This is a genomic window from Rhizomonospora bruguierae (assembly GCF_018397995.1).
Taxonomy (GTDB): Bacteria; Actinomycetota; Actinomycetes; order Mycobacteriales; family Micromonosporaceae; genus Rhizomonospora; species Rhizomonospora bruguierae.
Map to the genome: position 1 here is coordinate 59,961 of NZ_BBQH01000015.1, position 23,870 is coordinate 83,830.

A 23,870-nucleotide genomic window follows, 5' to 3' on the forward strand; every position below is an offset into this window, starting at 1 on the left:
GGGTCCTGGGTGGGGGGCGGCGGGGTGGCCGGCGGGGTGGTCGGTGGCGTCGCGGGCGGCGGTGTGGTGGTCGGGGGTGTCGTGCTCGGCGGTGTGGTGGCCGGCGGTGTCGTGCTCGGGGGTGTCGTGCTCGGGGGTGTCGTGGTCGGGGGTGTCGTGGTCGGGGGTGTCGTGGGCGCCGGGACCGCCGGGTACACGCGCGTGGCGCCGAAGAACCGGGACCAGCGCACCTGGGAGATCTTGACGACATCCCCCGTGGTGGGGGCCTGGATCATGCGCCCGCCGCCCACGTACATCCCGACGTGGTAGATGGTGCGCCAGTCGCTCGGGTTCGTCGCGAAGAAGATCAGGTCACCGGCGAGCAGCTTGTACTGGCTGACTTGGCGGTCGCGGGTGCCGAAGAACTGGTCCTTCGCGACCCGGGGCAGGGTGTACCCGGTCGAGCGGTAGGACGCCCACATCAGGCCGGAGCAGTCGTATCGGTCGGGGCCCTCGGCACCCCAGAGATACGGGTCGCCGAGCTGGCGCTTGGCGAAGTTCATCGCCGCGACCGCCTTCGGGTTGGCCTGCATCCCGTCGATGGACTCGTTCAGGAACTGCTGGCCGAGTTGCTGCTCGGCGGCCTCGTTCGCCCGGTCGATCGCGGCGAGTTCGGCGGCGTGCTGCTGGCGCAGCCGCTCCAGGTCGACCTGCTTCTGCGCGAAGATCGCCGAGAGCTGGGTGTGCCGCTGGTCCAGCGTCAGGTACGCCTGGGCGGCGCTGTCCCGCGCCTGCCGGGCGGACTGCTCGGCGCTGCGGGCCCGGGCCACCTCGCGGGCGGTCGCCTCGTTGCGGGAGCCGCCACCGAACGCCCGGGTCAGGTTGCCGTACCCGCGCAGTTGGGGGCCGAGCGAGCCCGGCGGTAGCGCGGCGGCATCCTTGAACGCCTCGCTGGCGGCGGTGCCGGCGGCCTCCTCGGCGGTGTGCAGCGCGGCCTCCGCCTGCTGCCAGTGGTACTCGGCGAGGGCCTGGTTGGTGCGTGCCTGGTCGCGCTCCTGGTCGACGCCCTTGAGCTCCTCGCCGCGCTGGGCGACCTCGGTCTCCAGGGCGAGCTTCCGGGACGCCAGATCGGACCCGGGCGGCAGGGTGGCCCCGGTGCCCGGCCGGACCTGGCCGGGCAGGTTAAGCGTGCCGGCGGGCACGGGACGGGCGCCGGTGTCCGGTGGTGCGGCGGGCGGCGCCGCCGCGGGGGGTGCGGCGAGGGCGGCGGACGGGGTGCCCGGCAGCAGCGGCGAGAGCATCGCGGCGACAACGGCGGCGACCAGGGCCGGGTGTGCAACCGGTCGTGGTGCGACAGATCGCAGTGGACCGAGTGCCCTCGTCCGCTGGCGCAGCGCCATGATCAAGCTCCCCGTGCCCCTCGGCGTTCCCAGACCTGTCTACCCCAACCGGACAAGGAAGTCGATTGCCTATCGGATGCGAGATAGTTGTGAGACAGCGACGATCACGGATGGACCGGACGTGACCTGGGCGGCCACCCCCGTCCGGCGCCAAGTCGGCCCAAAGGGGCGACGTAGGCTTCCCCTTGGCCGGTGGGTGCCGGGTAGAGGGGAGCGGCGACGCGATGGATGAGGGGCTGAAGCGCGAGCTGGAGGCCAAGGTCTACGCGGGGGAGCGGCTGACCCGGGTGGACGGGGAGGCGCTGTACGCGTCGGACGACCTGGCCTGGCTGGGGCGGCTGGCGCACCACCGGCGCACCGAGCTGAACGGCGACCGGGTGATGTTCAACGTCAACCGGCACCTGAACCTGACCAACGTCTGCTCGGCCAGCTGCGCCTACTGCTCCTTCCAGCGCAAGCCGGGCGAGAAGGACGCGTACACGATGCGCGTCGAGGAGGCCGTGCGCAAGGCCAAGGAGATGGAGGGCGAGCAGCTCACCGAGTTGCACATCGTCAACGGCCTGCACCCGACCCTGCCGTGGCGGTACTACCCCAGGGTGCTGCGCGAACTGAAGGCGGCGCTGCCGGGCGTCAACCTCAAGGCGTTCACCGCCACCGAGATCCAGTGGTTCGAGAAGATCAGCGGCAAGCCGGCCGACGAGATCCTGGACGAACTGATCGACGCCGGCCTGGAGTCGCTGACCGGCGGCGGCGCGGAGATCTTCGACTGGGAGGTCCGGCAGAAGATCGTGGACCACGCGACGCACTGGGAGGACTGGTCGCGGATCCACCGCCTGGCGCACAGCAAGGGGCTGCGCACCCCGGCCACGATGCTCTACGGGCACATCGAGGAGCACCGGCACCGGGTGGACCACGTGCTGCGCCTGCGCGAACTGCAGGACGAGACCGGCGGCTTCACGGTGTTCATCCCGCTGCGGTACCAGCACGACTTCCACGACTCGGCGGACGGCAAGGTCCGTAACCGGATCCAGGCGGAGACCACGATGGCGTCGCCGGCCGAGTCGCTGAAGACGTTCGCGGTCTCCCGGCTGCTGTTCGACAACGTGCCCCACGTCAAGTGCTTCTGGGTCATGCACGGGCTCTCGCTCGCCCAGTTGTCGCTCAACTTCGGGGTGGACGACCTGGACGGCTCGGTGGTCGAGTACAAGATCACGCACGACGCGGACGCCTACGGCACCCCGCAGACCATGCACCGCGAGGACCTGCTGACCCTGATCGGGGACGCCGGCTTCCGCCCGGTCGAGCGGAACACCCGGTACGAGATCGTCCGCGAGTACGACGCGCCGGTGCCGCTGGCCCAGCGGCGGGCCGAGCCGCAGCAGGTCTGGGCCTGACCCGGTGACCGCCGCCCGGCCCGAGCGGGCCGTCCCCCGGACCGCCGGCGAACTGCTCGGCCGGGTGCTGGCCGGCCTGGTCATCGGCGTGGCCATCGCGGTGGCGTTCGACGCGCTGCTGAGCCTGCTCGGCAACGGCCGGTTCGGGCACTCGTCCGGGTGGTTGGCGCTGGTCCTGCCCGGGTGGCTGTATCTGGAGGAGTTCCGGGCCGAGCCGCCCGGCCCGATCCGGGTCGTCGTCGCGCTGGTGGGCGCGGCGGTGGCCGTCGCGGCGGGCCTGCTGGCGGCGGGGATAATCGGCGTCAGCGCGCCGCCGCTGGTCTCCGGCGCCGCCGGGGCGGCGGTCAGCGCGCTCGGGTACGGGCTGATCTGGTACCACGGTGTGCGCTGGCTGGCGCACCGGACGGGAGGCGGGGCATGAACCCGGCGCTGAAGTACACGCTCGGGCGCATCGGCGTGTTCCTGGTGGTGTTCGCGCTGCTGCTGCCGGTGCCGATGGACATCCTGCTGAGGCTGATCCTGGCGATCTTCCTGTCGGCGGCGGTGTCGTACTTCGTGCTCGGCCGCTGGCGGGACGAGTTGACCTCGCGGATGGAGGGCTCGCTGCGGCGCCGGCAGTCGCAGCGGAACAAGTTGCGGGCCGCCCTGGCCGGCGAGGACGCGACCGGGCCGGACCAGGACGATCAGGCGGACGAGAAGCGACACTAGGTTCGCGGAACCCGCGGGCGGGTGGCGGCCGGGACGAAGCGGGCGATGGGCGGCGCCGTGACGACGACGGCGCAGGCCCGGTGCCTGGCGGCAGCCGCCGGCCACCGCATCCCACGCCGATCCGGCGGCCCGGGGTGGGATACCGTTCTGCCGGACCGTTCAGCAGCGAAGCCGGTGTGAATCCGGCGCTGTCCCGCAACTGTGATGCCCCGGCCCGCCCGGCGGACGAGCCAGGTCGCCTGCCGCGGTCGCGACCAGCGCTCTCGAGGAAGGGCGCCTCGCGGGCAGGCCCACCTGGCGATCGCGTGGCGGACCCTGTCGGCGAAGCACCAGCCTCGACCGACAGGAGGTTTCCTATGCGGACAAGACGTTCCCTGCTCGCGGTGCTCGTCGCCGGGGCCCTGGCCCTGGCCGGCTGCGGCGGCGACCCCGGGTCCGGTGCCGCCACCACCGGCGGTATGCCCTCGGTGGACGCCAGCTTCCCGGTGACCGTCGGCTCGGTCACCGTCGACAAGCGCCCCGAGAAGATCGTGTCGCTGTCGCCGACCACCACCGAGATGCTGTTCGCCATCGGTGCCGGCAGCCAGGTGACCGCCGTCGACGAGATGTCCAACTACCCGACCGAGGCGCCCAGGACGACGCTGTCGGGGTACAAGCCGAACGCCGAGGCCGTCGCGGCGAAGGACCCGGACCTGGTGGTGCTCTCCGACGACATCGACAAGATCGTCAGCCAGCTCACCGCGCTGAAGATCCCGGTGTACCTGGTGCCCGCCGCTACCACGCTGGAGGAGACGTACCAGGAGATCACCGACCTGGGTGCGTTGACCGGCCACCCGGCCGAGGCGGAGTCGGTAACCGAGCAGATGCGCACCGGCATCGCCGATCTGGTGAAGAGCGTGCCGCCGCGCACGCCGAAGCTCACCTACTACTACGAGCTGGACTCCAGCCTGTACACGGTGACCAGCAAGACCTTCATCGGCTCGCTGTTCGCCATGGTCGGCCTGGAGAACGTCGCGGACCCGGCCGACCCGGACGGCAAGAAGGGCGGGTACCCGCAGCTGTCCGCCGAGTCGCTGATCCAGTCGGACCCGAAGATGATCTTTCTGGCGGACGTGACGTGCTGCCAGCAGTCCGCGGCCACCGTGGCCGCCCGCAAGGGCTGGTCCGGCATGACGGCGGTCAAGACGAACCAGATCATCGCCCTGGACGACGACATCGCCTCCCGCTGGGGTCCTCGCGTCGTGGACCTGCTCCGGTCGATCACCGAAGCGGTCAGCAAGGCGCCGTGAGGCGGTCGCACCCGCGCCCGGCGGCGGTCGCGGCGGGCGTGGCGGCGGTGCTCGTCGCGCTCGTCGCGGGCGTCGCCGTGGGCCCAGTGACGCTGCCGCCCGCCGGGGTCGCCGCCGAGCTGCTCAACCTGCTGCCCGGGGTGCACCTGCGCAGCGGCCTGTCCGAGCGCGAGGTGGCGATCCTCACCGAGCTGCGCCTGCCGCGGGTGGTGCTGGGGCTGCTGGTCGGCGCGATGCTGGCCCTGGCCGGCGGCTGCTACCAGGGCGTGTTCCGCAACCCGCTGGCCGACCCGCACCTGCTCGGCGTGGCGGCCGGCGCCGGGCTGGGCGTCACCGCCGTGGTCGCGCTGCGGCACGCGGGCGGTACCGAGGGGCTGGCCCCGACGGTGCCGGTCGCCGCGTTCGCCGGCGCCGTGATCGCGGTCGTGCTGACCTACCTGCTGGGCGCGACCGGCGGGCGGGAACGGTCGCCGGGCACCCTGATCCTCGCCGGCATCGCGGTCTCCGCGTTCCTCGCCGCCGGCCAGACCTACCTGCTCCAGCGCAACATCGAGAACATCCGCGAGGTGTACTCCTGGCTGCTCGGCCGACTCGCCACCGCCGGCTGGCACGACGTGCTGGTGCTCCTGCCGTACGCGGCGCTGTCCGCCGTCGTGGTCCTGCTGCACCGCCGCGAACTGGACGTGCTCAGCGTGGGCGACGAGGAGGCGGCGAGCCTGGGTCTGCACCCGCAGCGCTCCCGGTACCTGCTGCTGGCCGCCGCCTCGCTGGGCACCGCCGCCGCGGTGTCCGTATCGGGGCTGATCGCCTTCGTCGGCGTGATCGTGCCGCACGTGGTACGCCTGCTCACCGGCACCAGCTACCGGGCCATCCTGCCGCTGTCCATGCTGTTCGGCGGCGCCTTCCTGGCCATCACCGACCTCGCCGCGCGCACCGTGGCCGCCCCGGCCGAGATCCCGCTCGGCGTGGTCACCGCGTTCTTCGGCGCGCCGTTCTTCGTCGTCATCCTGCGCACCACCCGCCGGGGCGCCGCGTGAGCGCCGTCGAGATCAGCGGGCTCCGGGTGGAACTGGGCGGCAAGGAGATCCTCGCCGGGGTGGACCTGACCGTGGCGCCCGGCGAGTGGGTCACGATCATCGGCCCGAACGGCGCCGGCAAGTCCACCCTGTTGCGCGCCGTCGGCGGCCGCGTGCCGTACACCGGCAGCATCTCCCTCTTCGGGACCGGCGCGGGCCGGTTGCGCCGCCGCGAGCACGCCCGCACCGTCGCCACCGTCGTGCAGTCCCCGATCGTCCCGGCCGGGATGGCGGTCATCGACTACGTGCTGCTCGGCCGCACGCCCTACATCCCCGCCCTGGGCCGCGAATCCGCCGGCGACCTGGGCGCCGTCGCGGAGGTGCTGGACCGCCTGGACCTGACCGGCTTCGCGGAGCGCCCGCTGGCCACCCTCTCCGGCGGCGAGCGGCAGCGCGCCTTCCTGGCCCGGGCGCTGGCCCAGGGCGCCCCGCTGCTCCTGCTGGACGAGCCGACCAGCGCCCTGGACATCGGCCACCAGCAGGAGGTTCTGGAACTGGTCGACCGGCTGCGCGGCGAGTCCGGCCTGACCGTGCTGGCCACCATGCACGACCTCTCCGTGGCCGGCGAGTACGCGGACCGCCTCGTCCTGCTGGCCGGCGGGGCGGTGGTCGCGTCCGGCCCGCCCCGCACGGTGCTGACCGAGGAGTTGCTGGCCACCCACTACGGGGCGCGGGTCCGCGTCATCGACGGTGACCAGGGTCCGCTGGTGGTACCCGTCAGGCCCCGGTGACCGATCGCGACGCGGGGGAATCAAGAGAAGCGGCGGCCCTCGTCGCGGCGGTAGGCCCAGACGGCCAGGGCGCCGAGGGCGACCGTCCAGACCGCCAGCATGCCCAGCGCGACCGGGTGCGGCGGGTAGTCGCCGACCGAGGCCCACATCAGTTCGGCGGCCCCCCGCGTGGGCAGGAACGGCGCCAACGACTCCACGAAGCCGGGCGCCTGGCCGGGTGCCGACATCAGCCCGCCGCCGAACGCCAGCGGGAAGAAGATGAGCTGGCAGACGACCAGGGCGGCTTTCGACGGCAGCGCGTAGCCGACCGCGAAGCCCATCAGCGCGAACGGCAGCGCCGTGACGAACACCGCGCCGGACGCGAGCGCGAACCGGGCCGGCGTGATGGTGGCCTCGGTGAGCAGGGCGGCGATCAGCACCACCGGCACCAGCGAGATCAGCATGATGACCAGGCCGGAGAGCAGCCGCCCGGCGAACCGGGGCAGCGGACCGGCAGGGAGGGTGCGGGTGTACGGCTCCCACGGCTGCGCCCGCTCCTCGGACACGCCGATGCCGTACCGGAACAGGTTGCTCACCATGACCGAGAACACGAGCATGGACGCGGTCGCGAAGGTGGCCCCGGCCGGCTCGTCCCCGGCGAACGGGACGACGAAGAACAGCATGGACGCGGCCGGGAAGAAGGCGCTGCCGACCAGCGCGATCGGGATGCGGACGGTCTCCAGCAGGTCGTACCGGGCGGAGGTCAGGACGAGCGACACGGGTGCTCCCTCAGGCTGCGGCGGCCACGGCCGGGTGGCCGGCGCGGGCGGTGATGGTCAGGAACGCCTCCTCAAGGGAGGTGGGGCGGATCTCCAGGCCGGCGAACGGGGTGCCCGCCAGCACCAGCGCCCGGACCAGCGCGTCCGGGTCGGTGGTGAGCAGGTGCGTGCGGCCCTCGTCCTGCTCGGTCGCCACCACGCCGGGCAGGTCGGGCAGGCCGGCGGCGGTGAGGCTGACCCGGCTCACGCCGACCAGGCTCCGGATCGCCGGCACCGTGTCGTCGGCGAGGACCCGCCCGTTGCCGAGCACCACGACCCGCCCGGCGAGCGCCTCGACCTCCGCCAGGTAGTGGCTGGACAGCAGCACCGTGCCGCCCTCGGCGCCGAATACCCGGATCGCGTCCCACAGCGCCTGCCGGGCCGCGACGTCCAGGCCGGTGGTGGGCTCGTCGAGCAGCACGATCCGGGGCCGGCCGGCGAACGCCAGGGCGACCGCGAGCCGCCGCTTCTGCCCGCCCGACAGCCCGCCGGTCTGCCGCCCGACCAGGTCGGACAGGCTGAACCGGTCGAGTAGCTCGGCGCGTCCGACCGGCCGGTCGAAGTGCGCGGCCACGTAGTCCACGACCTCGCCGACGCGCAGCGTGGCCGCCAGCCCCGTCTCCTGCGGGGTCGTGCCGAGCCACCGCCGGTACCGCGGGTCGCGCGGATCGCCGCCGCACAGTTCCACCCGCCCGGCGCTCGGCCGGCGGTGCCCCACGAGCAGGCTGATCAGTGTGGACTTGCCGGCGCCGTTCGGCCCCAGCAGGCCGACGATCTCACCCGCCCGCACCGTCAGGTCCACGTCGTTCAACGCCAGCACGTCGCCGTACCGGCGGCTCACGCGCTCGGCGCGGGCCAGGATCTCGCTCATCGTCGCTCCTCGCGAATGCTGGGCGGTGCGGGGTTCAGCAGCGCCTGGACCGCCGCCGTGTACTGCTCGAACGCGCCCCGGCCTCGCTGGCTGAGCTGGACCAGGGTGGCCGGGGTGCGGCCGTGGTGCGTCTTGGTGACCTCCACGTAGCCGGCGTCCTCGAGCTTGCGCAGGTGGACCGAGAGGTTCCCGGCGGTCATCCCCAGCACCTCCTGGAGCCGGGGGAAGGCGATCCGGTCGCCGGAGGTCAGCGCGGACAGCGCCGCCACCACCCGCAGCCGGGCCTGCGCGTGGATGACCGGGTCGAGTTCGGGGACCTGGATCACGCCGTGACCGCCCGCCAGCGGCGCCAGGCGAGCAGCCCGGCGACGAGCAGCCCGCCCCCGCCGGCCACCGCCGTGACCAGCGAGTGCCAGCCCGGACCGGCGAGCACGCCGGCGAGGTTCGTGACGGTGATCCAGGCGCCCAGCGCGAACAGGTTCCGGTCCAGCCAGATGGCGCCGCCGGCGGCGTGCAGCAGGCCGGTGACGCCGACCGCGGCGGCGGCCCAGAGCAGTCCCGCCTCGGGTGCCGGCAGGTCCGGCGTGATCCGGCCGAGGATCACGCCCATCGCCAGGTACCCCAGCAGCCAGGTCCAGCCGTACATGGCGCCGCGGATGGACGAGTTGCCGAAGACGTGGCGGTAGGCGCGGGCCCCGGCCAGCCCGGCGACCACCCCGGCCCCGACCAGCGTGGCCGCCAGCGTGGCGCCGGGCACCCACCCGGGCAGGTCGACGAAGACCCGGCCGCCCGGACCGTAGTGCAGGAAGTAGAGCCCGAAGCTGATGATCCAGCTGAACGCCCACGGCCAGAAGATGAGCCGCGGGTCGGGCTGGAGCCGCCGCGCCGCCGCCGCCCGCCCCGCCGCGATCAACCGCATCGACTCGGCGAGATCCGCCGGTGGCGCGTCGTGGCCGGCGGCGGGCGGCGTGCTGTCCCGATCGCCAAAGTGCTCCGTCATGCGAAGAACTTTACATCGCAAACCTCTTTGCGTGCAGTCCAGCTCCGGGCCGGCCCGGGCGGGCCTAGCCGATCGCTTCGGGGAGCGGCTCGGCGTGCAGCACCGACAGCCGGGAGACGGCGCGGGTGAGCACCACGTACAGCCGGTGCAGCCCGCGCGGCTCGGCCGCCACGATGCGGGCCGGCTCGACCGCCACCACGTGGTCGTACTCGAGGCCCTTCACCAGGCTCGCCGGCACCACCGAGACGCGGGTCTCGCCGTCCGCGTCCCCCGCCTCGATGCCGGCGGCGGCCAGCGCGGAGCGCAGCCGGTCGGCGTCCGGGTCCGCGCAGACCACCGCGATCGAGCCGTCGTACGCCAGCGCCGCCCGCACCTCCGCCACCGCCGCCGACGCCAGGTCGGCCACCGGCAGTACCCGGAGGTCGCCGTCGCCGCGCAGCGAGCGGGCCGGCGGCACATCGGTACCGAGGGCGGGCAGCAGGCGGTTGGCCAGGGCGACCACGGCCGCCGGTACCCGGAAGCCGACCGTCAGCGGCACCACCGCGGCGTCCGGCTTGCCCAGGTGCCCAAGCGTCTCCGCCCAGCTCGTCGCCGCCCACGGTGCGGTGCCCTGCGCCAGGTCGCCGAGCAGCGTCACCGACCCGTGCTCGCAGCGCCGCGCCAGCGCCCGGCACTGCATCGGCGACAGGTCCTGCGCCTCGTCCACCACCACGTGGCCGAACCCCGCCGGCCGCTCGATCAGCCCCGCCGCCTCGTCCAGCAGCACCTGGTCGGCGGCGGTCCACCGGGTCGCCTTCGGGCTGCGGGCGGGCTTCGCCCAGCGGACGAGATCCTGCTCATGCGCGGTCAGGAGCCCGTCGGCGGCGGCGCCCAGCGCCTCCGGGTCGGACAGCAGCCCGTAGATCACGTTCTCCGGGGTCAGCGGCGGCCACACCTCGTCCAGCAGCGCGGTCACCGGCTTGCTGCGGCACATCCGCCGCAGCCACGGCTCCCCGGGCGACTCGCCCGAACGCACCTCCGCCTGCCGCTGCAACAGCGCGCCGATCCGCGCCCGCACCCGCTCCCGCCCGGTCGCGTACGGCAGCCCCTCCGCCCGGACCTCCGCCACCAGGCGGCGCAGCGGCTCCACGCCGATCCGCCACCGGTACGCCCCGTCCGGCACCTCGATCGGGTTCGCCGGCTGCCCCCCGTACCCCTGGACGGCCCTGGCGACGACGGTCGCCATCCGCGCGTCGTGCTTGACCGCGGCGGCGGCCGGCGGGTCCGCCGCCCGCACCGGCACCCGAGCCACCAACTCGTCCACCGTGGTCTGCGCCACCTCCACCTCGCCGAGCGCCGGCAACACCGCCGAGATGTACCGCAGGAACGCCCGGTTCGGCCCCACGACCAGAACCCCCGACCGGCGCAGCCGCTCCCGGTGCAGGTACAGCAGGTACGCCGCCCGGTGCAGCCCGACCGCCGTCTTGCCGGTGCCCGGCGCGCCCTGCACGCAGATCGACCGGTCCAGCTCCGCCCGGACCAGCTCGTCCTGCTCCGGCTGGATCGTGGCCACGATGTCCCGCATCGGCCCGACGCGGGGCCGCTCGATCTCCGCGGTGAGGATGGTGCTGCTGGTGCCCAGTTCCTGGCCGCGGTCGAGGTGTTCGTCCTCGAAGCTGGTCAGCTCGCCCCGGACAAAGCCGAACCGCCGGCGCGTCCGTACCCGCTCCGGCTCCCGGGCGCTGGCCTGGTAGAACTTGCGCGACAGCGGGGCCCGCCAGTCGAGCACCATCGGCTCGCCGGTCGCGTCGCTGACGTGCCGGCGCCCGATATGGAACCGGTCACTGTCGATATCCAGTCGCCCGAAGAACAGGGGCGTGTCGGGGTTGTCCGCCAGCTCGGCGATGCGCCGGGACAGCGTCCGGCCGAGGGTCTCGGCCGAGTAGGCGTCCCCGGCCACCCGGTCACCGGTGGCGAAAAGACCTTCGGCGCGTTCCCGCATCCGGCGCAGGGCCTTGCGGGCGGCGTCGAGGTGCGCTCGCTCGGCGGCGAGCTCTTCTTCAAGGCGTTCTTCGGGTGCGGGCACGGTGATCCTCTTGGCGGTCTGGGTCGGCTCGCTCGCGTATCCAGGAGATCTCCTGGCGCGTGGGACGTCCGCTGCGGTGCCTACCTCACCTCGGCCGTCAAGCGGTCAACCAGGTTACGCCGACCCGGATGCCGACTCCACCCGCGTCGTCTACCGCATCGAGGAGGGTCCACGTCGTCCGCGTCGACCATCGTGCCGACGTCCACCACTCCTGACGGTGCCGTGGCGGTGCGGTCCGTCACCGGTAACGGCACCCCGCACGCCCGGGCACACCCGCGGGGTTACCGTGGGGATCATGAGCGCACCGCGGCGCCCCCGGGTCGGGCACATCCAGTTCCTGAACTGCCTGCCGATCTACTGGGGGTTGATGCGCTCCGGCGCTCTCATCGACGTAGATCTACACAAGGACACGCCGGACCGGCTGAACGCCGCGCTCGTCGCCGGTGATCTCGACATCGGCCCGATCTCGCTGGTCGAGTACCTGCGGCACGCGGACGAACTGCTCCTGCTGCCGGACCTGGCGGTGGGCAGCGACGGGCCGGTGCTGAGCGTGAACCTGGTGTCGACGCGGCAGCCGGCCGACCTGGACGGCGCCCGGGTGGCCCTCGGCTCCACCTCCCGGACCGGGGTGCTGCTGGCGCAGATGCTGCTGGCCGAGCGCTACGGCGTGCGGCCCGAGTACTTCACCTGCCCGCCGGAGCTGACGCAGATGCTGCTGGAGGCGGACGCCGGGGTGCTGATCGGCGACGTGGCGCTGCGGGCGCTGTACGAGGCGCCGCGGCGCGGCCTGTCGGTCACGGACCTGGGGCAGGCGTGGCGGGACTGGACGGGGCTGCCCATGGTGTTCGCGGTCTGGGCGGTCCGTCGGGACTTCGCCGCGGGGCAGCCGGGGCAGGTCAAGGACGTGCACGAGGCGTTCCGGCGCTCCCGGGACCTGTGCCTGTCCGAGCTGGACGAGGTGGCGCGGTCGGCGGCGCGCTGGGAGCCGTTCTCGGCGGCCACGCTCGCCACGTACTTCCGGGCGCTGGACTTCTCGCTCGGCGAGCGGCAGGTGGCGGGGCTGCGGGAGTTCGCGACCCGGGCCGCCCGGCTCGGCGCCGTCGCGCCGCTGCCGACCGCCGGCCCCGACTTCGCCCCGCTCTAGGCCGGCGGGGAGCCTGCGGCGGCGTCCGGGTTCAGGAGCTGCTTGGCGACCTTCTTGCAGATGTCCGCCCCGTACGTGTAGCCCTTGCTGGCCTCGTACCGGCTCATCACGCCCATGGTCCAGCCGTCGCCAATGGCGAGGCAGTTGACGTTCCATTCGCCGGTGGCGCTCCGGGTCACCCAGCCGTTCTTGATCGCGATGGTCTTCTGCTCGTCGGCCGGGAACGCCTTGCGGATGCCGAAGTCGCCGACGCCGCGGACCTGGCGCATCTCGTTGAGCAGCCAGCTCGTCCACTTCTTGCCGGCCGCCCGGCCGTCGGCGATGCACGCCGCCAGGCGGGTGGTGTCGCGCGGGGAGACCTGGGTCTGGCTCCACGAGTTCTTCTGGGCCTTGCTGTCGGTCAGCTTGCAGGTCTTGACCATCCGGGTGATCGACGGTGCGCCGCCGACGTACTCCCAGAGATCCTGGGCGGCGTTGTTGTCGCTGTCCCGGATCATGATGCTGACCTCGTTCAGCCGGGCCTTGCTCGGGGTGACGCCCTGCTCGGCGCTGCGACGCAGGAAGTCCGAGGCGATCCACGCCTTGATCATGGACGCGGTGCCGCTGGTGGAGCCCATGTTCTTCGAGCCGTAGATCTCGCCGGTGCGCTGGTCCATCATCGCCCAGGCGTACCAGCCGTCGACGGTGAGGTTGACCGGGGCGTTATGCACCGCGAGCGGCGGCAACGTGGGGGTGGGCGTGGGGGTGGGGGTCGGCGTCGCACCGCTGCCGGCGGTGCCGGCCGAGGCCGGGTTGCCGCGCCCGGCGAGCGGGGAGCCGGGTGCCAGGCGCAGCCCGACGAGCACCAGTGCCACGCCGATGACGAGCAGGAACGACAGTGCCACCTGAAGCGTCGGGAAGCCGCGACGGGTCCGGCTCGACATGGGGGTTCAGGCTCCATGGGGTATAGGCCGCTGCGCGGCGCCGTATCGATGGGCTCGGCACGGAGTACGTCCGACCCCGGCCGTAGGGTTCGAAACCGCTCCGCAGTTTACGGAGAGTACCTGGGAACGCGCTGGAAGCGGGGGGTGAGCACCACGTTTCTATTACAACCTGTTGTCACAAATGCAGTCGGCTGTAACACTTGGGGGGTGTACGACGTGGACGCGCAGGGTGGCGGCCTGCTCGACGAGGTCGAGGCGGCCGAGGCGGCGCTACGTGCCGCCGCGGAGCGCGGGGCGCAGGCGGGCGGCGCCGGGCGGGAACGGTTCGACGCGCTCATCGCGGCCGATCAGAAGATCGAGCCGCGGGACTGGATGCCCGAGGCGTACCGGCGCACGCTGGTCCGGCAGATCGCCCAGCACGCCCACTCCGAGATCATCGGCATGCAGCCCGAGGGCAACTGGATCACCCGGGCGCCGTCGCTGAAGCGCAAGGCGAGCCTGCTGGCGAAGGTGCAGGACGAGGCCGGCCACGGGCTGTACCTGTACGCGGCGGCGGAAACCCTCGGGGTCGGCCGCGACGAACTGGTCGACCTGCTCCTCGCCGGCCGGCAGAAGTACAGCTCGATCTTCAACTACCCCACGCTGACCTGGGCCGACATGGGCGCGATCGGCTGGCTGGTGGACGGGGCGGCGATCGTCAATCAGGTGCCGCTGTGCCGGTGCTCGTACGGCCCCTACGCGCGGGCCATGATCCGCATCTGCAAGGAGGAGTCGTTCCACCAGCGGCAGGGGTACGAGATCCTCTACACGCTGGCGCACGGCACCCCGGCCCAGCACCAGATGGCCCAGGACGCGGTGGACCGCTGGTGGTACCCGTCGCTGGCGATGTTCGGCCCGCCGGACGGGGAGTCCACCCACTCGGCGCAGTCGATGGCCTGGAAGATCAAGCGGTTCTCCAACGACGAGTTGCGGCAGCGGTTCGTGGACATGTGCGCCCAGCAGATCGGCGCCCTCGGCCTGCGCATCCCCGACCCTGACCTGCGCTGGAACGACGAGCGCGGGGCCTACGACTACACCCAGCCGGACTACGCCGAGCTGATGCGCGTGATCGCCGGCGACGGGCCGTGCAACCGCCGGCGCATGGCGCACCGGCGGCGCGCCCAGGCCGACGGTGCCTGGGTGCGCGAGGCCGTGGTGGCGCACGCGAAGAAGGCGGCCGACGCGAAGAAGGCGGCAGCGGCATGAGCGAGCAGTGGCCGCTGTGGGAGGTGTTCGTGCGGCCCCGGCGCGGGCTGGCGCACGGGCACGTCGGCAGCCTGCACGCCCCGGACCCGCGGATGGCCCTCCAGCACGCCCGCGACGTGTACACCCGCCGGCAGGAGGGCGTGTCGATCTGGGTGGTCCCGGCCGCGGAGATCACCGCGTCCAGCCCCGACGAGAAGGACGCCTACTTCGACCCCGCCGCCGACAAGGTGTACCGGCATCCGACTTTCTACGAGGTACCCGAAGGGGTCGACCATCTGTGAGCGCGAGGAGCGCCCGGAGCGCGCCGGGCCGCAGGGTCGGCGACCGCGCAGGAAGCACCGCAGTCGCGAACGAAAGGTTGGCACGGTGAGCGCGAGGAGCGCCCGGAGCGCGCCGGGCCGCAGGGTCGGCGACCGCGCAGCCACCGACCTGGTCGGGTACCTGCTGCGGCTCGGTGATGACGCGCTGATCGCGGCGCAGCGGCTCGCCGAGTGGTCGTCGCGCGCCCCGGAGATGGAAGAGGACATCGCCCTCACCAACATCGCCCTGGACCAGTTGGGTGCCGCCCGCGCCCTGCTCACCTACGCCGGGGAGCTGGAGGGCGCCGGGCGCGACGAGGACGACCTGGCGTACCTGCGCACCGACCGCGAGTTCGCCAACTGCCTGCTGGTCGAGCTGCCCAACGGCGACTTCGCGGTCACCATGGCGAAGCTGCTGTTCCTCGCCGCGTACCAGCACCCGCTGTACGGGTGGCTGGCCGGCTCCGCCGACGACCGGCTGGCGGGGATCGCGGCGAAGGCGCGCAAGGAGTCCGCGTACCACCTGGAGCACGCCGCGCTGTGGACCGTCCGGCTCGGCGACGGCACCGACGAGTCGCACCGGCGGATGCGGGCGGCCGTGGACGAGGTCTGGCCGTACACGCACGAGCTGTTCGCCACGGACGACCTGCTGGAGCGGCTGGACAAGGCGGGCGTGGCGGTCAACCCGGCCGCCGTGCGGGACGGCTGGCTCGACACGGTTGAGAAGGTCCTCGACGAGGCCACGCTCACCCGCCCGGTGGACGGCTGGACCCCCGGGGGCGGCCGGCGGGGCCTGCACACCGAGCACCTGTCGTACCTGCTGGCCGAGATGCAGGTCGTCCACCGCGCCCACCCGGGGGCGACCTGGTGAGCGCACGCGCTACAAGGATGAGGAGTGCCTGGGAGGCGGCCGCGCGGGTGGTCGACCCGGAGATCCGGGCGCTGACCATCGAGGAGTTGGGCATCCTGCGCGAGGTGTCGGAGGACGGCGGCCGGGTCACCGTGACGATCACCCCCACGTACAGCGGCTGCCCCGCCATGGACGCCATCCGCGCAGACATTGAGCGGGCCCTGCACGCCGCCGGCTACCCGCAGGTGCGGGTGACCACCCGGTACGGAGCGCCCTGGAGCACCGACTGGATCACGCCGGCCGGGCGGGCCAAGCTTGCGGCCGCCGGCATGGCGCCGCCCGGACCGGCCGGGGCGCGCGGCCCGGTACCGGTCGCCCTGACCGTGCGCTGCCCGCGCTGCGGGTCGGCCGAGACCGAACAGCTGAGCCGCTTCGGCTCGACCGCCTGCAAGGCGCTGTGGCGGTGCCGCTCCTGCGTCGAGCCGTTCGAGCACGTCAAGGCGCTGTAGATGCCGGAGGTCAGCATCCGGCGGCCGGCGCGTCGCCGCCCCGCGTTCCACCCGCTCCCGGTCACCGCCGTGGACCGGCTCACCGACGACGCCGTCGCGGTCACGTTCGCCGTCCCGGAGGAGCTTCGCGAGGCGTTCGCGTTCCGCGCCGGCCAGCACCTCACGGTCCGGCTCGGCGACGCCCGCCGCTCGTACTCGATCTGCTCGCCCCCCGCCCTGCTCGCGGAGCGAGGGCTGGTCCGCATCGGGGTGAAGCGGGTCCCCGGCGGGGTCTTCTCCGGTCACGCCGCGGCCAAGCTGCGGGCCGGCGACCGGGTGGACGTGCTGCCGCCGCTCGGCCATTTCACCACCGACCTCGACCCGACCCGCGCCCGCCGCTACGCGGCGATCGTCGCCGGCTCCGGGATCACCCCGGTCCTGTCGATCATCGCCACGGCGCTCGCCACCGAGCCGGCCAGCACGTTCCTGCTGATCTACGGCAACCGGTACGCCCGCAGCGTGATGTTCGCGGAGGAACTGGCGGACCTGAAGGACCGGTACCCGCAGCGGCTCCAGGTGGTGCACGTGCTCTCCCGCGAGCCCCGCGAGGCCGAACTGCTCTCCGGCCGGCTGGACGCCGAGCGGCTGCCCCGGCTGCTGGACGCGTTGGCCGGCGAGCGCGACGAGTGGTTCCTCTGCGGCCCGTACGGGATGGTCACGGACGCGCAGAAGGTGCTCGCCGCGCGGGGCGTCCCGCGTGCGTCGGTGCACGTCGAACTGTTCTTCGCCGAGTCGCCGCCCGCCCCGCCGCCCGACCCCGAGCCGGGTGCCGCCGCCGACGTGCAGGCCACGATCCTGCTGGACGGGCGGGCGTCCACGGTCGCGATGGGCCGGCACGAGCGGGTGCTGGACGCGGCCCTGCGGGTCCGGCCGGAGCTGCCCTACGCGTGCCGGGGCGGCGTCTGTTCCACCTGCCGCGCCAGGGTCGTCGAGGGGACGGTCGAGATGGCCGCGAACTGGGCGCTCGAGCCCGACGAGCTGGCCGGCGGGTACGTGCTGACCTGCCAGTCCACGGTCACCTCGGCCACCGTCACGGTCGACTACGACGCCTGAAGGACGGCGTCCAGGGCCGCCATGTCCGCCCCGGTCGGCTTCCAGCCGATCGCGCCGGCGTTCGTCCACACCTGCTCGGGTGTCGTCGCGCCGGCGATCACCGACGCCACCGCCGGCCGCGCCGCCAGCCCGCCGATCGCCACCTCCAGCAGCGTGCGGCCGCGCTGGCTGGCGTACGCCTCCAGCGCCTCGACCGTGTCCCACGGCGCGTTCGCGAGCACCTGCGCGTACCGCTCCTGCGACAGCCGGGAACCCGGTGCGGGCGCCGCGCCCCGCCGGTACTTGCCGGACAGCAGTCCGCTGTTCAGCGGGAAGAACGGCAGGATGCCCAGGCCGTAGCGCTCGCAGGCCGGCACCAATTCGGCCTCCACGCCCCGGGTCAGCAGGCTGTACTCGTTCTGCGCGCTGACGAACGGGGTCAGCCGGTTCGTCCGGGCCACCCAGTCCGCCTCCGCCACCTGCCAGGCCGCGAAGTTCGAGTTACCCAGGTAGCGGACCTTCCCGGCGCGCACCAGGTCGTCCAGCGCGCTCAGCGTCTCCTCAATCGGGGTGGCCGGGTCCGGTTCGTGCATCTGGTACAGATCGATGTAGTCGGTGTCCAGCCGCCGCAGCGACGCCTCCACCGCCCGCGCGATGTACCGCCGCGCCCCGCGCGCCCCCCAGTCCGGCCCGTTGTCGCCCTCCATGGTCATCCCGAACTTGGTGGCCAGCACCACGTCGTCCCGCCGGCCCTTCAGCGCCGCGCCGAGCAGTTCCTCCGACGTTCCGCGCGGTCTGCCATACATGTCGGCGGTGTCGAACAGCGTGATCCCGGCGGCCAGCGCCGCGTGCACCACCGCCCGCGTACCGTCCAGGTCCAGCTTCCGCCCGAAGTTGTTGCACCCCAGCCCGACCGCCGACACCACGAGCCCGGACCGCCCGAGGCGTCGATACGTCATCTCACCCATGATCCGACCCTATTCCGGCCCGGATCACCGCCGCTTGCCGACCAGATCCGCCGGGTCCAGTTCCACCGGAAGGATCGTTCCCAGCCGGTCCACCGCCACCGGCAGCAGGTGCCGCTCGCCGGCCGGGTGCGTCGTCGTGCGCCACTCGCCGTCGTCGCCCAGCAGCCGCACCACCACCGCCGGCACCGGCCCGAAGTGCTCCCGCCACGACCGCAGCTCGACCCGCCAGTAGCACGGGATGCCGGCGCGGGCGTAGAGGGCTGTCTTCTTGGTCCGGTCGTCGGACGCGTTCGACGGCGAGACCACCTCGACCACGGTGTGCGTCAGCTCCGCCGGAACCCCCTTCGGGTACTCGACCGGGTTGGCCGTCGTCACCAGCAGATCCGGCACCGGCCCATCCCCGTTCGGCAGCCGCACGGCGCAGGTGGTGATGGCCTCGGCGTCGGCTGGAATTCGGTTGATGAACAGGTATCTCAGCCGGTCATGAACGAGATTGTGCTCGGGTGTCGGCGGTGGGACCACGACGAGCGCGCCTTCCAGAACCTCGTAGCGCAGCCCGGTGTCGGGCAGCTCGAACAGGGTGTCAACGGTGAAGGGCGGCTTGGGCCACACGTGCGACATCGTCTCCACCTCTATCGGCATCGCCACGGGCGGTCACCTCCCCGCGGCTCACTATTCACGGTCGCACGTGCCCGCGCATACCCGCCAGGCGAATCGCTCTGTATGACTTTTCCTTACCCGGCGTTACCGGCGTATCCAGGTCACAGTGCCGAAGACCACCGGGACGGTCGCCCGGCCCGGCACGTACGCTCGGGTGGTGACGGTGAACGCGGAGATCGACGGGATTCTGCAGCGCGGCGCGGACGGCGGCCGGATTTCGCCGGAGGAGGCGCTGCTGCTCTACACGGAGGCGCCGTTGCACGCGCTCGGCGAGGCGGCGGACGCGGTGCGCCGGCGGCGGTACCCGGAGGGCATCGTCACGTACCTCATCGACCGGAACATCAACTACACGAACGTCTGCGTGACCGCGTGCAAGTTCTGCGCGTTCTTCCGGGCGCCGAAGCACGCCGAGGGCTGGACGCACTCCACCGAGGAGATCCTGCGCCGCTGCGGCGAGGCGGTGGAGTTGGGCGCCACGCAGGTGATGCTCCAGGGCGGGCACCACCCGGAGTACGGAGTCGGGTACTACGAGGAGCTGTTCGCCGCGGTGAAGGCGGCGTACCCGGGCCTGGTCATCCACTCGATCGGGCCGAGCGAGATCCTGCACATGGCCAAGGTGTCCGGGGTCTCCATCGAGGAGGCGGTCGTCCGGATCAAGGCGGCGGGGCTGGATTCGATCGCCGGCGCCGGCGCGGAGATGCTGCCGGCGCGGCCGCGGACGGCGATCGCGCCGCTGAAGGAGTCCGGCGAGCGATGGCTGGAGGTCATGGAGGTCGCGCACCGGCACGGTGTGGAGTCCACGGCGACGATGATGATGGGCACCGGCGAGACGAACGCGGAGCGGATCGAGCACATGCGCATGATCCGGGACGTGCAGGATCGGACCCGCGGGTTCCGGTCGTTCATCCCGTGGACCTACCAGCCGGAGAACAACCACCTGAAGGGGCGCACCCAGGCGACCAGCCTGGAGTACCTGCGGTTGATCGCGGTGGCCCGGCTGTTCTTCGACACGGTGCCGCACCTGCAGGCGTCCTGGCTGACCACCGGCAAGGACGTGGGGCAGCTCGCGCTGCACATGGGGGTGGACGACCTCGGCTCAATCATGCTGGAGGAGAACGTCATCTCCTCGGCGGGCGCGCGGCACCGGTCGAACCTGCTGGAGCTGGTGGACATGATCCGCGGCGCGGGCCGGGTGCCGGCGCAGCGGGACACCGTCTACCGGCATCTGAAGGTGCACTGGACGCCCGCGGACGACCCGACGGACGAGCGGGTGGTGTCGCACTTCTCCTCGATCGCGTTGCCGGGCGGCGGCGCGGGCCGCGCGTTGCCGCTGGTGCAGGCCAGCTGAGGCGAGCGGCCTGACGGTCCCGCCGGCGACTCATGGTGCGTGGGCCCGCCGCATCTCATGCGGCGAGCCGTACCTCGCTGATCACCACGACGACCGGCCCGGCGCGGCGCCGGTGCGTGCCGGCTACCACCTCGGCCGCCCCCCGCCCTGCCACGGGCGGGGGGTCGGCTGGCAGAGTGGTCCCTCGTGACCAGGGCTCAGCTGGACAAGCAGCCGCACGAGGTCGCCGCGATGTTCGACGGCGTGGCCCGGCGGTACGACCTGACCAACACGGTGATCTCGTTCGGCCGGGACCGGTCGTGGCGGCGTGCCACCCGGGAGGCGCTGGACCTGCGCCCGGGCGAGCGGGTGCTCGACGTGGGCGCGGGGACCGGCGTCTCGACGGAGGAACTGGCCCGCTCGGGCGCCTACGCGGTGGGCGCCGACCTCTCGCTCGGCATGCTCGCCCACGGCAAGCGGGTCCGCCCGGTGGTGCCGTTGCTGGCCGGCGACGCGCTGCGGCTGCCGTTCCCCGATGCCGCTTTCGACGCGGTGACGATTTCGCTCGCGCTGCGCAACGTCTCGGACCCGGACGCCGCGCTGGCCGAGTTGGCGCGGGTCACCCGGCCCGGCGGACGGCTGGTGGTGTGCGAGTTCAGTCACCCGACGACCGAGCCGTTCCGGACCGGGTACCTGACGTACCTGATGGGCTCGCTGCCGGCGGTCGCCCGCCGGGTCTCCAGCAACCCGGACGCCTACGTGTACCTGGCCGAGTCGATCCGTGCCTGGCCGGACCAGCGCCGCCTGGCCGAGCGGATCGCCGCGGCCGGCTGGCGCAAGGTGGCCTGGCGCAACCTCACCGGTGGCGTCGTGGCCCTCCATCGCGCCTACCGCTGAGCCCCTCGCAGCGACGATCTTGGAGTTGTGTGGTGCACATCAAATACCGCAAAACGCCTGTTTCTGGCACTCTTACTCCAAGATCCTGTGGCCGGCGAGCGGTTAGGGGCCCCTCACCCGTAAGGGGTGCGGGAAGCGGCTCTAGACTGGCCATGAGCCCGCTTGTGAAGCCTTTCACGAGCGCCCGCCGGAGACGGAGGTGACCGTGCCCGACAACGAACGCCACGCCGATGTCATCGTCGTCGGAGCCGGTCCGGGCGGCTCCGCGGCCTCGTACCACCTGGCCCGGCACGGGCTGCGGGTGCTGCTGCTGGAGAAGACCGAGTTCCCCCGGGAGAAGGTCTGCGGCGACGGGCTGACCCCGCGCGCGGTGAAGCAGCTGATCCGGATGGGCGTGGACACCTCGCCGGAGGTCGGCTGGCTGCGCAACCGGGGGCTGCGGGTTATCGGCGGCGGCGTCCGGCTGGAGCTGGACTGGCCCGAGCTGGCCAGCTTCCCGGGCTACGGCCTGGTCCGCACCCGGCTGGACCTGGACGACGCGCTGGCCAAGCAGGCGGTGAAGGTCGGCGCCGAGCTGCGCACCGGGGTCACCGTGACCGGCCCGCTGCTGGACGGCGCCGGCCGGGTCGAGGGCGTGACCGCCCAGCTGCCCGAGGGCGGCCAGGGCGAGTTCCGCGCCCCGCTCGTGATCGCCGCGGACGGCGTCTCCGGCCGGCTGCCGCTGGCGCTGGGGCTGGCCAAGCGCACCGACCGGCCGATGGGCGTGGCCGTGCGCCGGTACTACGCCTCGCCGGCGCGGCACGACGACGACTACCTTGAGTCCTGGCTGGAGCTGCGCAGCCGGGAGGGCGGCGACAACCTGCTGCCCGGGTACGGTTGGATCTTCGGGATGGGCGACGGCCGGGTCAACGTGGGCCTGGGCGTGCTCAACAGCAGCGCGGCCTTCGGCCGCACGAACTACCGCACGATGCTGACCGACTGGCTGACCAGCACCCCCGCCGAGTGGGGCCTCACCGAGGAGAACGCCGAGGGCAAGGTGCTCGGCGCGGCGTTGCCGATGGGCTTCAACCGGGTGCCGCACTACACCAGGGGATTGATGCTCGTCGGTGACTCGGGCGGTATGGTCAACCCCTTCAACGGCGAAGGCATCGCGTACGCGATGGAGTCCGGCGAACTGGCGGCGGAGATCGCGGTGCAGGCGCTGGCCCGGCCGGCCGGCCCCGGGCGGGAGCGGGCGCTCGGGCAGTACTCGGCCGAGTTGCGAGCCCGCTACGGCGGCTACTACCGGCTGGGCAACGTGTTCGTGAAGGTGATCGGCAATCCGCACCTGATGCGGATCGCGACCCGGCACGGCATGCCGCACCCGACGCTCATGCGCTTCGTGCTCAAGCTGCTGGCGAACCTGACCGACCCGCGCGGCGGGGACGCCATGGACCGCATCATCAACGCGCTGACCAGGGTGGCGCCAGCCGTGTGAGCCCATCCGCATAAGGTGAACCGCCAGCCAGGCCAGGAAAGGACCCGCAGGGGAGAACGATGTCGCTCTCGGCTTATGTGCCCATCATCGCGCTGTTCGCGCTCGCGGCGGCGTTCGCGCTGTTCTCCGTGGGCGTGTCGCAGATCGTCGGGCCCAAGCGTTACAACCGGGCCAAACTGGAGGCGTACGAGTGCGGCATCGAGCCGTCTCCGCAGCCGGTCGGCGGTGGCCGCTTCCCGATCAAGTTCTACCTGACGGCGATGCTGTTCATCATCTTCGACATCGAGATCATCTTCCTCTATCCGTGGGCGGTCACCTTCGACGCCCTGGGCCTGTTCGGCTTCGTGGAGATGATCCTCTTCATCACAACCGTGTTCATCGCGTACGCCTACGTCTGGCGCCGCGGTGGTCTGGAGTGGGACTAGAGCCATGGGAATCGAGGAGAAGCTCCCGAGCGGGGTCCTGCTCACCACCGTGGAGCGGCTGGTCAACTGGTCGCGCAAGTCGTCGACCTGGGGCGCCACCTTCGGCCTCGCCTGCTGCGCGATCGAGATGATGGCGGCCGGCGCGCCGCACTACGACCTGGGCCGCTGGGGCATGGAGGTGTTCCGCGCCTCGCCCCGGCAGGCCGACCTGATGATCGTGGCCGGCCGGGTCAGCCAGAAGATGGCCCCGGTGCTGCGCCAGATCTACGACCAGATGAGCGAGCCCAAGTGGGTGCTCTCGATGGGCGTGTGTGCCTCGTCCGGCGGCATGTTCAACAACTACGCGATCGTCCAGGGCGTCGATCACGTGGTGCCGGTGGACATGTACCTGCCGGGCTGCCCGCCGCGGCCGGAGATGCTCATCGACGCGATCCTCAAGCTGCGCGAGAAGATCCTGTACCAGCCGCTCGGCGCGGGTGGGCGCAGGATGCTGGAGGCCCGCGCGGCCGCCGGCAAGCTGCCCGCCGTCGCCCCCGGGGCCATGCCCTCGTCGTACCGCTCGGACAAGGCGAAGCGGGTCGAGTGGGAGCAGGCCGTGAAGGAGGGCCGCGAGGAGCAGTTGCGGATCGAGAAGTGGATGGAAGCGCAGCGGCACCTGCAGGGAGGGGGGCGCTGGTGAGCACGCCCAACGGCAGCGGCTCGGACGGCAACCGCGACAGCGGCGTCGAGCCGAACCGGCCCAGCGAGGACCCGGGCGGCGGCGTA

The 23,870-nt window shown here is 72.7% G+C and carries 26 protein-coding genes and 1 riboswitch; of the genes, 17 read left to right on the forward strand and 9 right to left on the reverse strand.

Going from position 1 to position 23,870, the window contains the following annotated elements:
- A partial coding sequence (locus KJS59_RS06880; protein WP_213451468.1) for a C40 family peptidase occupies positions 1-1,379 on the reverse strand: 1,379 nt, incomplete at its 3' end.
- A 224-nt stretch (positions 1,380-1,603) separates the two neighbouring features.
- Between KJS59_RS06880 and mqnE the strand changes: the two genes are divergently transcribed.
- The 6 genes from mqnE to KJS59_RS06910 all read left to right on the forward strand — a co-directional run bounded on the left by mqnE (position 1,604) and on the right by KJS59_RS06910 (position 6,577).
- Positions 1,604-2,773: an aminofutalosine synthase MqnE gene (gene mqnE, locus KJS59_RS06885; protein ID WP_213451469.1), complete on the forward strand. Its 1,170-nt coding sequence runs from the start codon at positions 1,604-1,606 to the stop codon at positions 2,771-2,773.
- Positions 2,774-2,777: 4 nt separating this feature from the next.
- Positions 2,778-3,194, forward strand: coding sequence for a hypothetical protein (locus KJS59_RS06890; RefSeq protein WP_213451470.1), 417 nt, complete (start codon positions 2,778-2,780; stop codon positions 3,192-3,194).
- A complete protein-coding gene (locus KJS59_RS06895; RefSeq protein WP_213451471.1) occupies positions 3,191-3,481 on the forward strand; it encodes a DUF4229 domain-containing protein in 291 nt (96 codons plus the stop codon). Before KJS59_RS06890 ends, KJS59_RS06895 begins: the two co-directional genes overlap by 4 nt.
- Before the next feature lie 170 nt (positions 3,482-3,651).
- Positions 3,652-3,716, forward strand: a riboswitch (cobalamin riboswitch).
- 121 nt (positions 3,717-3,837) lie between these two features.
- Positions 3,838-4,770 (forward strand): ABC transporter substrate-binding protein, encoded by a 933-nt coding sequence (locus tag KJS59_RS06900; protein ID WP_213451472.1) that lies wholly within the window; start codon positions 3,838-3,840, stop codon positions 4,768-4,770.
- Positions 4,767-5,807: a FecCD family ABC transporter permease gene (locus KJS59_RS06905; protein ID WP_213451473.1), complete on the forward strand. Its 1,041-nt coding sequence runs from the start codon at positions 4,767-4,769 to the stop codon at positions 5,805-5,807. Before KJS59_RS06900 ends, KJS59_RS06905 begins: the two co-directional genes overlap by 4 nt.
- A complete protein-coding gene (locus KJS59_RS06910) occupies positions 5,804-6,577 on the forward strand; it encodes an ABC transporter ATP-binding protein (RefSeq protein WP_213451474.1) in 774 nt (257 codons plus the stop codon). The genes KJS59_RS06905 and KJS59_RS06910 overlap by 4 nt, the downstream gene beginning before the upstream one ends.
- A gap of 20 nt (positions 6,578-6,597) precedes the next feature.
- Here the strand turns inward: KJS59_RS06910 and KJS59_RS06915 are convergent, their stop codons facing one another.
- From KJS59_RS06915 to KJS59_RS06935, 5 genes are all read right to left on the reverse strand, one after another.
- Positions 6,598-7,335: an ABC transporter permease gene (locus tag KJS59_RS06915; RefSeq protein WP_213451475.1), complete on the reverse strand. Its 738-nt coding sequence runs from the start codon at positions 7,333-7,335 to the stop codon at positions 6,598-6,600.
- Positions 7,336-7,345: 10 nt separating this feature from the next.
- Positions 7,346-8,245: an ABC transporter ATP-binding protein gene (locus KJS59_RS06920; RefSeq protein ID WP_213451476.1), complete on the reverse strand. Its 900-nt coding sequence runs from the start codon at positions 8,243-8,245 to the stop codon at positions 7,346-7,348.
- Complete coding sequence (locus KJS59_RS06925; protein ID WP_249713937.1) at positions 8,242-8,571, reverse strand: winged helix-turn-helix domain-containing protein; 330 nt, start codon at positions 8,569-8,571, stop codon at positions 8,242-8,244. The genes KJS59_RS06920 and KJS59_RS06925 overlap by 4 nt, the downstream gene beginning before the upstream one ends.
- A complete protein-coding gene (locus KJS59_RS06930) occupies positions 8,568-9,245 on the reverse strand; it encodes a transporter (RefSeq protein ID WP_249713938.1) in 678 nt (225 codons plus the stop codon). The genes KJS59_RS06925 and KJS59_RS06930 overlap by 4 nt, the downstream gene beginning before the upstream one ends.
- Before the next feature lie 64 nt (positions 9,246-9,309).
- On the reverse strand, positions 9,310-11,310 hold the full coding sequence (locus KJS59_RS06935; RefSeq protein ID WP_249713939.1) for a HelD family protein: 2,001 nt from the start codon (positions 11,308-11,310) through the stop codon (positions 9,310-9,312).
- Positions 11,311-11,605: 295 nt separating this feature from the next.
- On the opposite strand from KJS59_RS06935, the gene KJS59_RS06940 reads away from it, so the two are divergent.
- Positions 11,606-12,454, forward strand: a complete 849-nt coding sequence (locus KJS59_RS06940) for a menaquinone biosynthetic enzyme MqnA/MqnD family protein (protein WP_213451477.1) — start codon at positions 11,606-11,608, stop codon at positions 12,452-12,454.
- On the opposite strand, the gene KJS59_RS06945 is transcribed toward KJS59_RS06940, so the two are convergent.
- Positions 12,451-13,377, reverse strand: coding sequence for a serine hydrolase (locus tag KJS59_RS06945; RefSeq protein WP_213451478.1), 927 nt, complete (start codon positions 13,375-13,377; stop codon positions 12,451-12,453). The two genes, KJS59_RS06940 and KJS59_RS06945, sit on opposite strands and share 4 nt — an antisense overlap.
- A 207-nt stretch (positions 13,378-13,584) precedes the next feature.
- Between KJS59_RS06945 and paaA the strand changes: the two genes are divergently transcribed.
- From paaA to paaE, 5 genes are all read left to right on the forward strand, one after another.
- Entirely contained in the window at positions 13,585-14,622 is a 1,038-nt protein-coding gene (paaA, locus tag KJS59_RS06950; RefSeq protein ID WP_213451479.1) for a 1,2-phenylacetyl-CoA epoxidase subunit PaaA, read from the forward strand.
- Positions 14,619-14,903, forward strand: coding sequence for a 1,2-phenylacetyl-CoA epoxidase subunit PaaB (gene paaB / locus KJS59_RS06955; RefSeq protein ID WP_213451480.1), 285 nt, complete (start codon positions 14,619-14,621; stop codon positions 14,901-14,903). Before paaA ends, paaB begins: the two co-directional genes overlap by 4 nt.
- Positions 14,904-15,051: 148 nt before the next feature.
- Positions 15,052-15,792, forward strand: coding sequence for a 1,2-phenylacetyl-CoA epoxidase subunit PaaC (gene paaC, locus KJS59_RS06960; RefSeq protein WP_249713948.1), 741 nt, complete (start codon positions 15,052-15,054; stop codon positions 15,790-15,792).
- A 17-nt stretch (positions 15,793-15,809) separates the two neighbouring features.
- Positions 15,810-16,280 carry a 1,2-phenylacetyl-CoA epoxidase subunit PaaD gene (gene paaD / locus KJS59_RS06965; RefSeq protein WP_213451482.1) on the forward strand — a complete coding sequence of 157 codons (471 nt, stop codon included), beginning with the start codon at positions 15,810-15,812 and terminating at the stop codon, positions 16,278-16,280.
- On the forward strand, positions 16,281-17,372 hold the full coding sequence (gene paaE, locus KJS59_RS06970) for a 1,2-phenylacetyl-CoA epoxidase subunit PaaE (RefSeq protein ID WP_213451483.1): 1,092 nt from the start codon (positions 16,281-16,283) through the stop codon (positions 17,370-17,372).
- Here paaE and KJS59_RS06975 read toward each other — a convergent pair.
- Complete coding sequence (locus KJS59_RS06975; RefSeq protein WP_213451619.1) at positions 17,360-18,310, reverse strand: aldo/keto reductase; 951 nt, start codon at positions 18,308-18,310, stop codon at positions 17,360-17,362. The genes paaE and KJS59_RS06975 overlap by 13 nt on opposite strands.
- Before the next feature lie 33 nt (positions 18,311-18,343).
- Positions 18,344-18,961: a Uma2 family endonuclease gene (locus KJS59_RS06980; RefSeq protein ID WP_249713949.1), complete on the reverse strand. Its 618-nt coding sequence runs from the start codon at positions 18,959-18,961 to the stop codon at positions 18,344-18,346.
- 175 nt (positions 18,962-19,136) lie between these two features.
- On the opposite strand from KJS59_RS06980, the gene mqnC reads away from it, so the two are divergent.
- The 5 genes from mqnC to KJS59_RS07005 all read left to right on the forward strand — a co-directional run bounded on the left by mqnC (position 19,137) and on the right by KJS59_RS07005 (position 23,784).
- Positions 19,137-20,327 (forward strand): cyclic dehypoxanthinyl futalosine synthase, encoded by a 1,191-nt coding sequence (mqnC, locus tag KJS59_RS06985; RefSeq protein WP_213451620.1) that lies wholly within the window; start codon positions 19,137-19,139, stop codon positions 20,325-20,327.
- 186 nt (positions 20,328-20,513) lie between these two features.
- On the forward strand, positions 20,514-21,203 hold the full coding sequence (locus KJS59_RS06990; RefSeq protein ID WP_213451485.1) for a demethylmenaquinone methyltransferase: 690 nt from the start codon (positions 20,514-20,516) through the stop codon (positions 21,201-21,203).
- Positions 21,204-21,408: 205 nt separating this feature from the next.
- A complete protein-coding gene (locus tag KJS59_RS06995; RefSeq protein WP_376771137.1) occupies positions 21,409-22,680 on the forward strand; it encodes a geranylgeranyl reductase family protein in 1,272 nt (423 codons plus the stop codon).
- Between the two features lie 59 nt (positions 22,681-22,739).
- A complete protein-coding gene (locus tag KJS59_RS07000) occupies positions 22,740-23,105 on the forward strand; it encodes an NADH-quinone oxidoreductase subunit A (RefSeq protein ID WP_213451487.1) in 366 nt (121 codons plus the stop codon).
- A gap of 4 nt (positions 23,106-23,109) precedes the next feature.
- Entirely contained in the window at positions 23,110-23,784 is a 675-nt protein-coding gene (locus tag KJS59_RS07005) for a NuoB/complex I 20 kDa subunit family protein (RefSeq protein ID WP_213451488.1), read from the forward strand.
- Positions 23,785-23,870 lie beyond the last annotated feature (86 nt).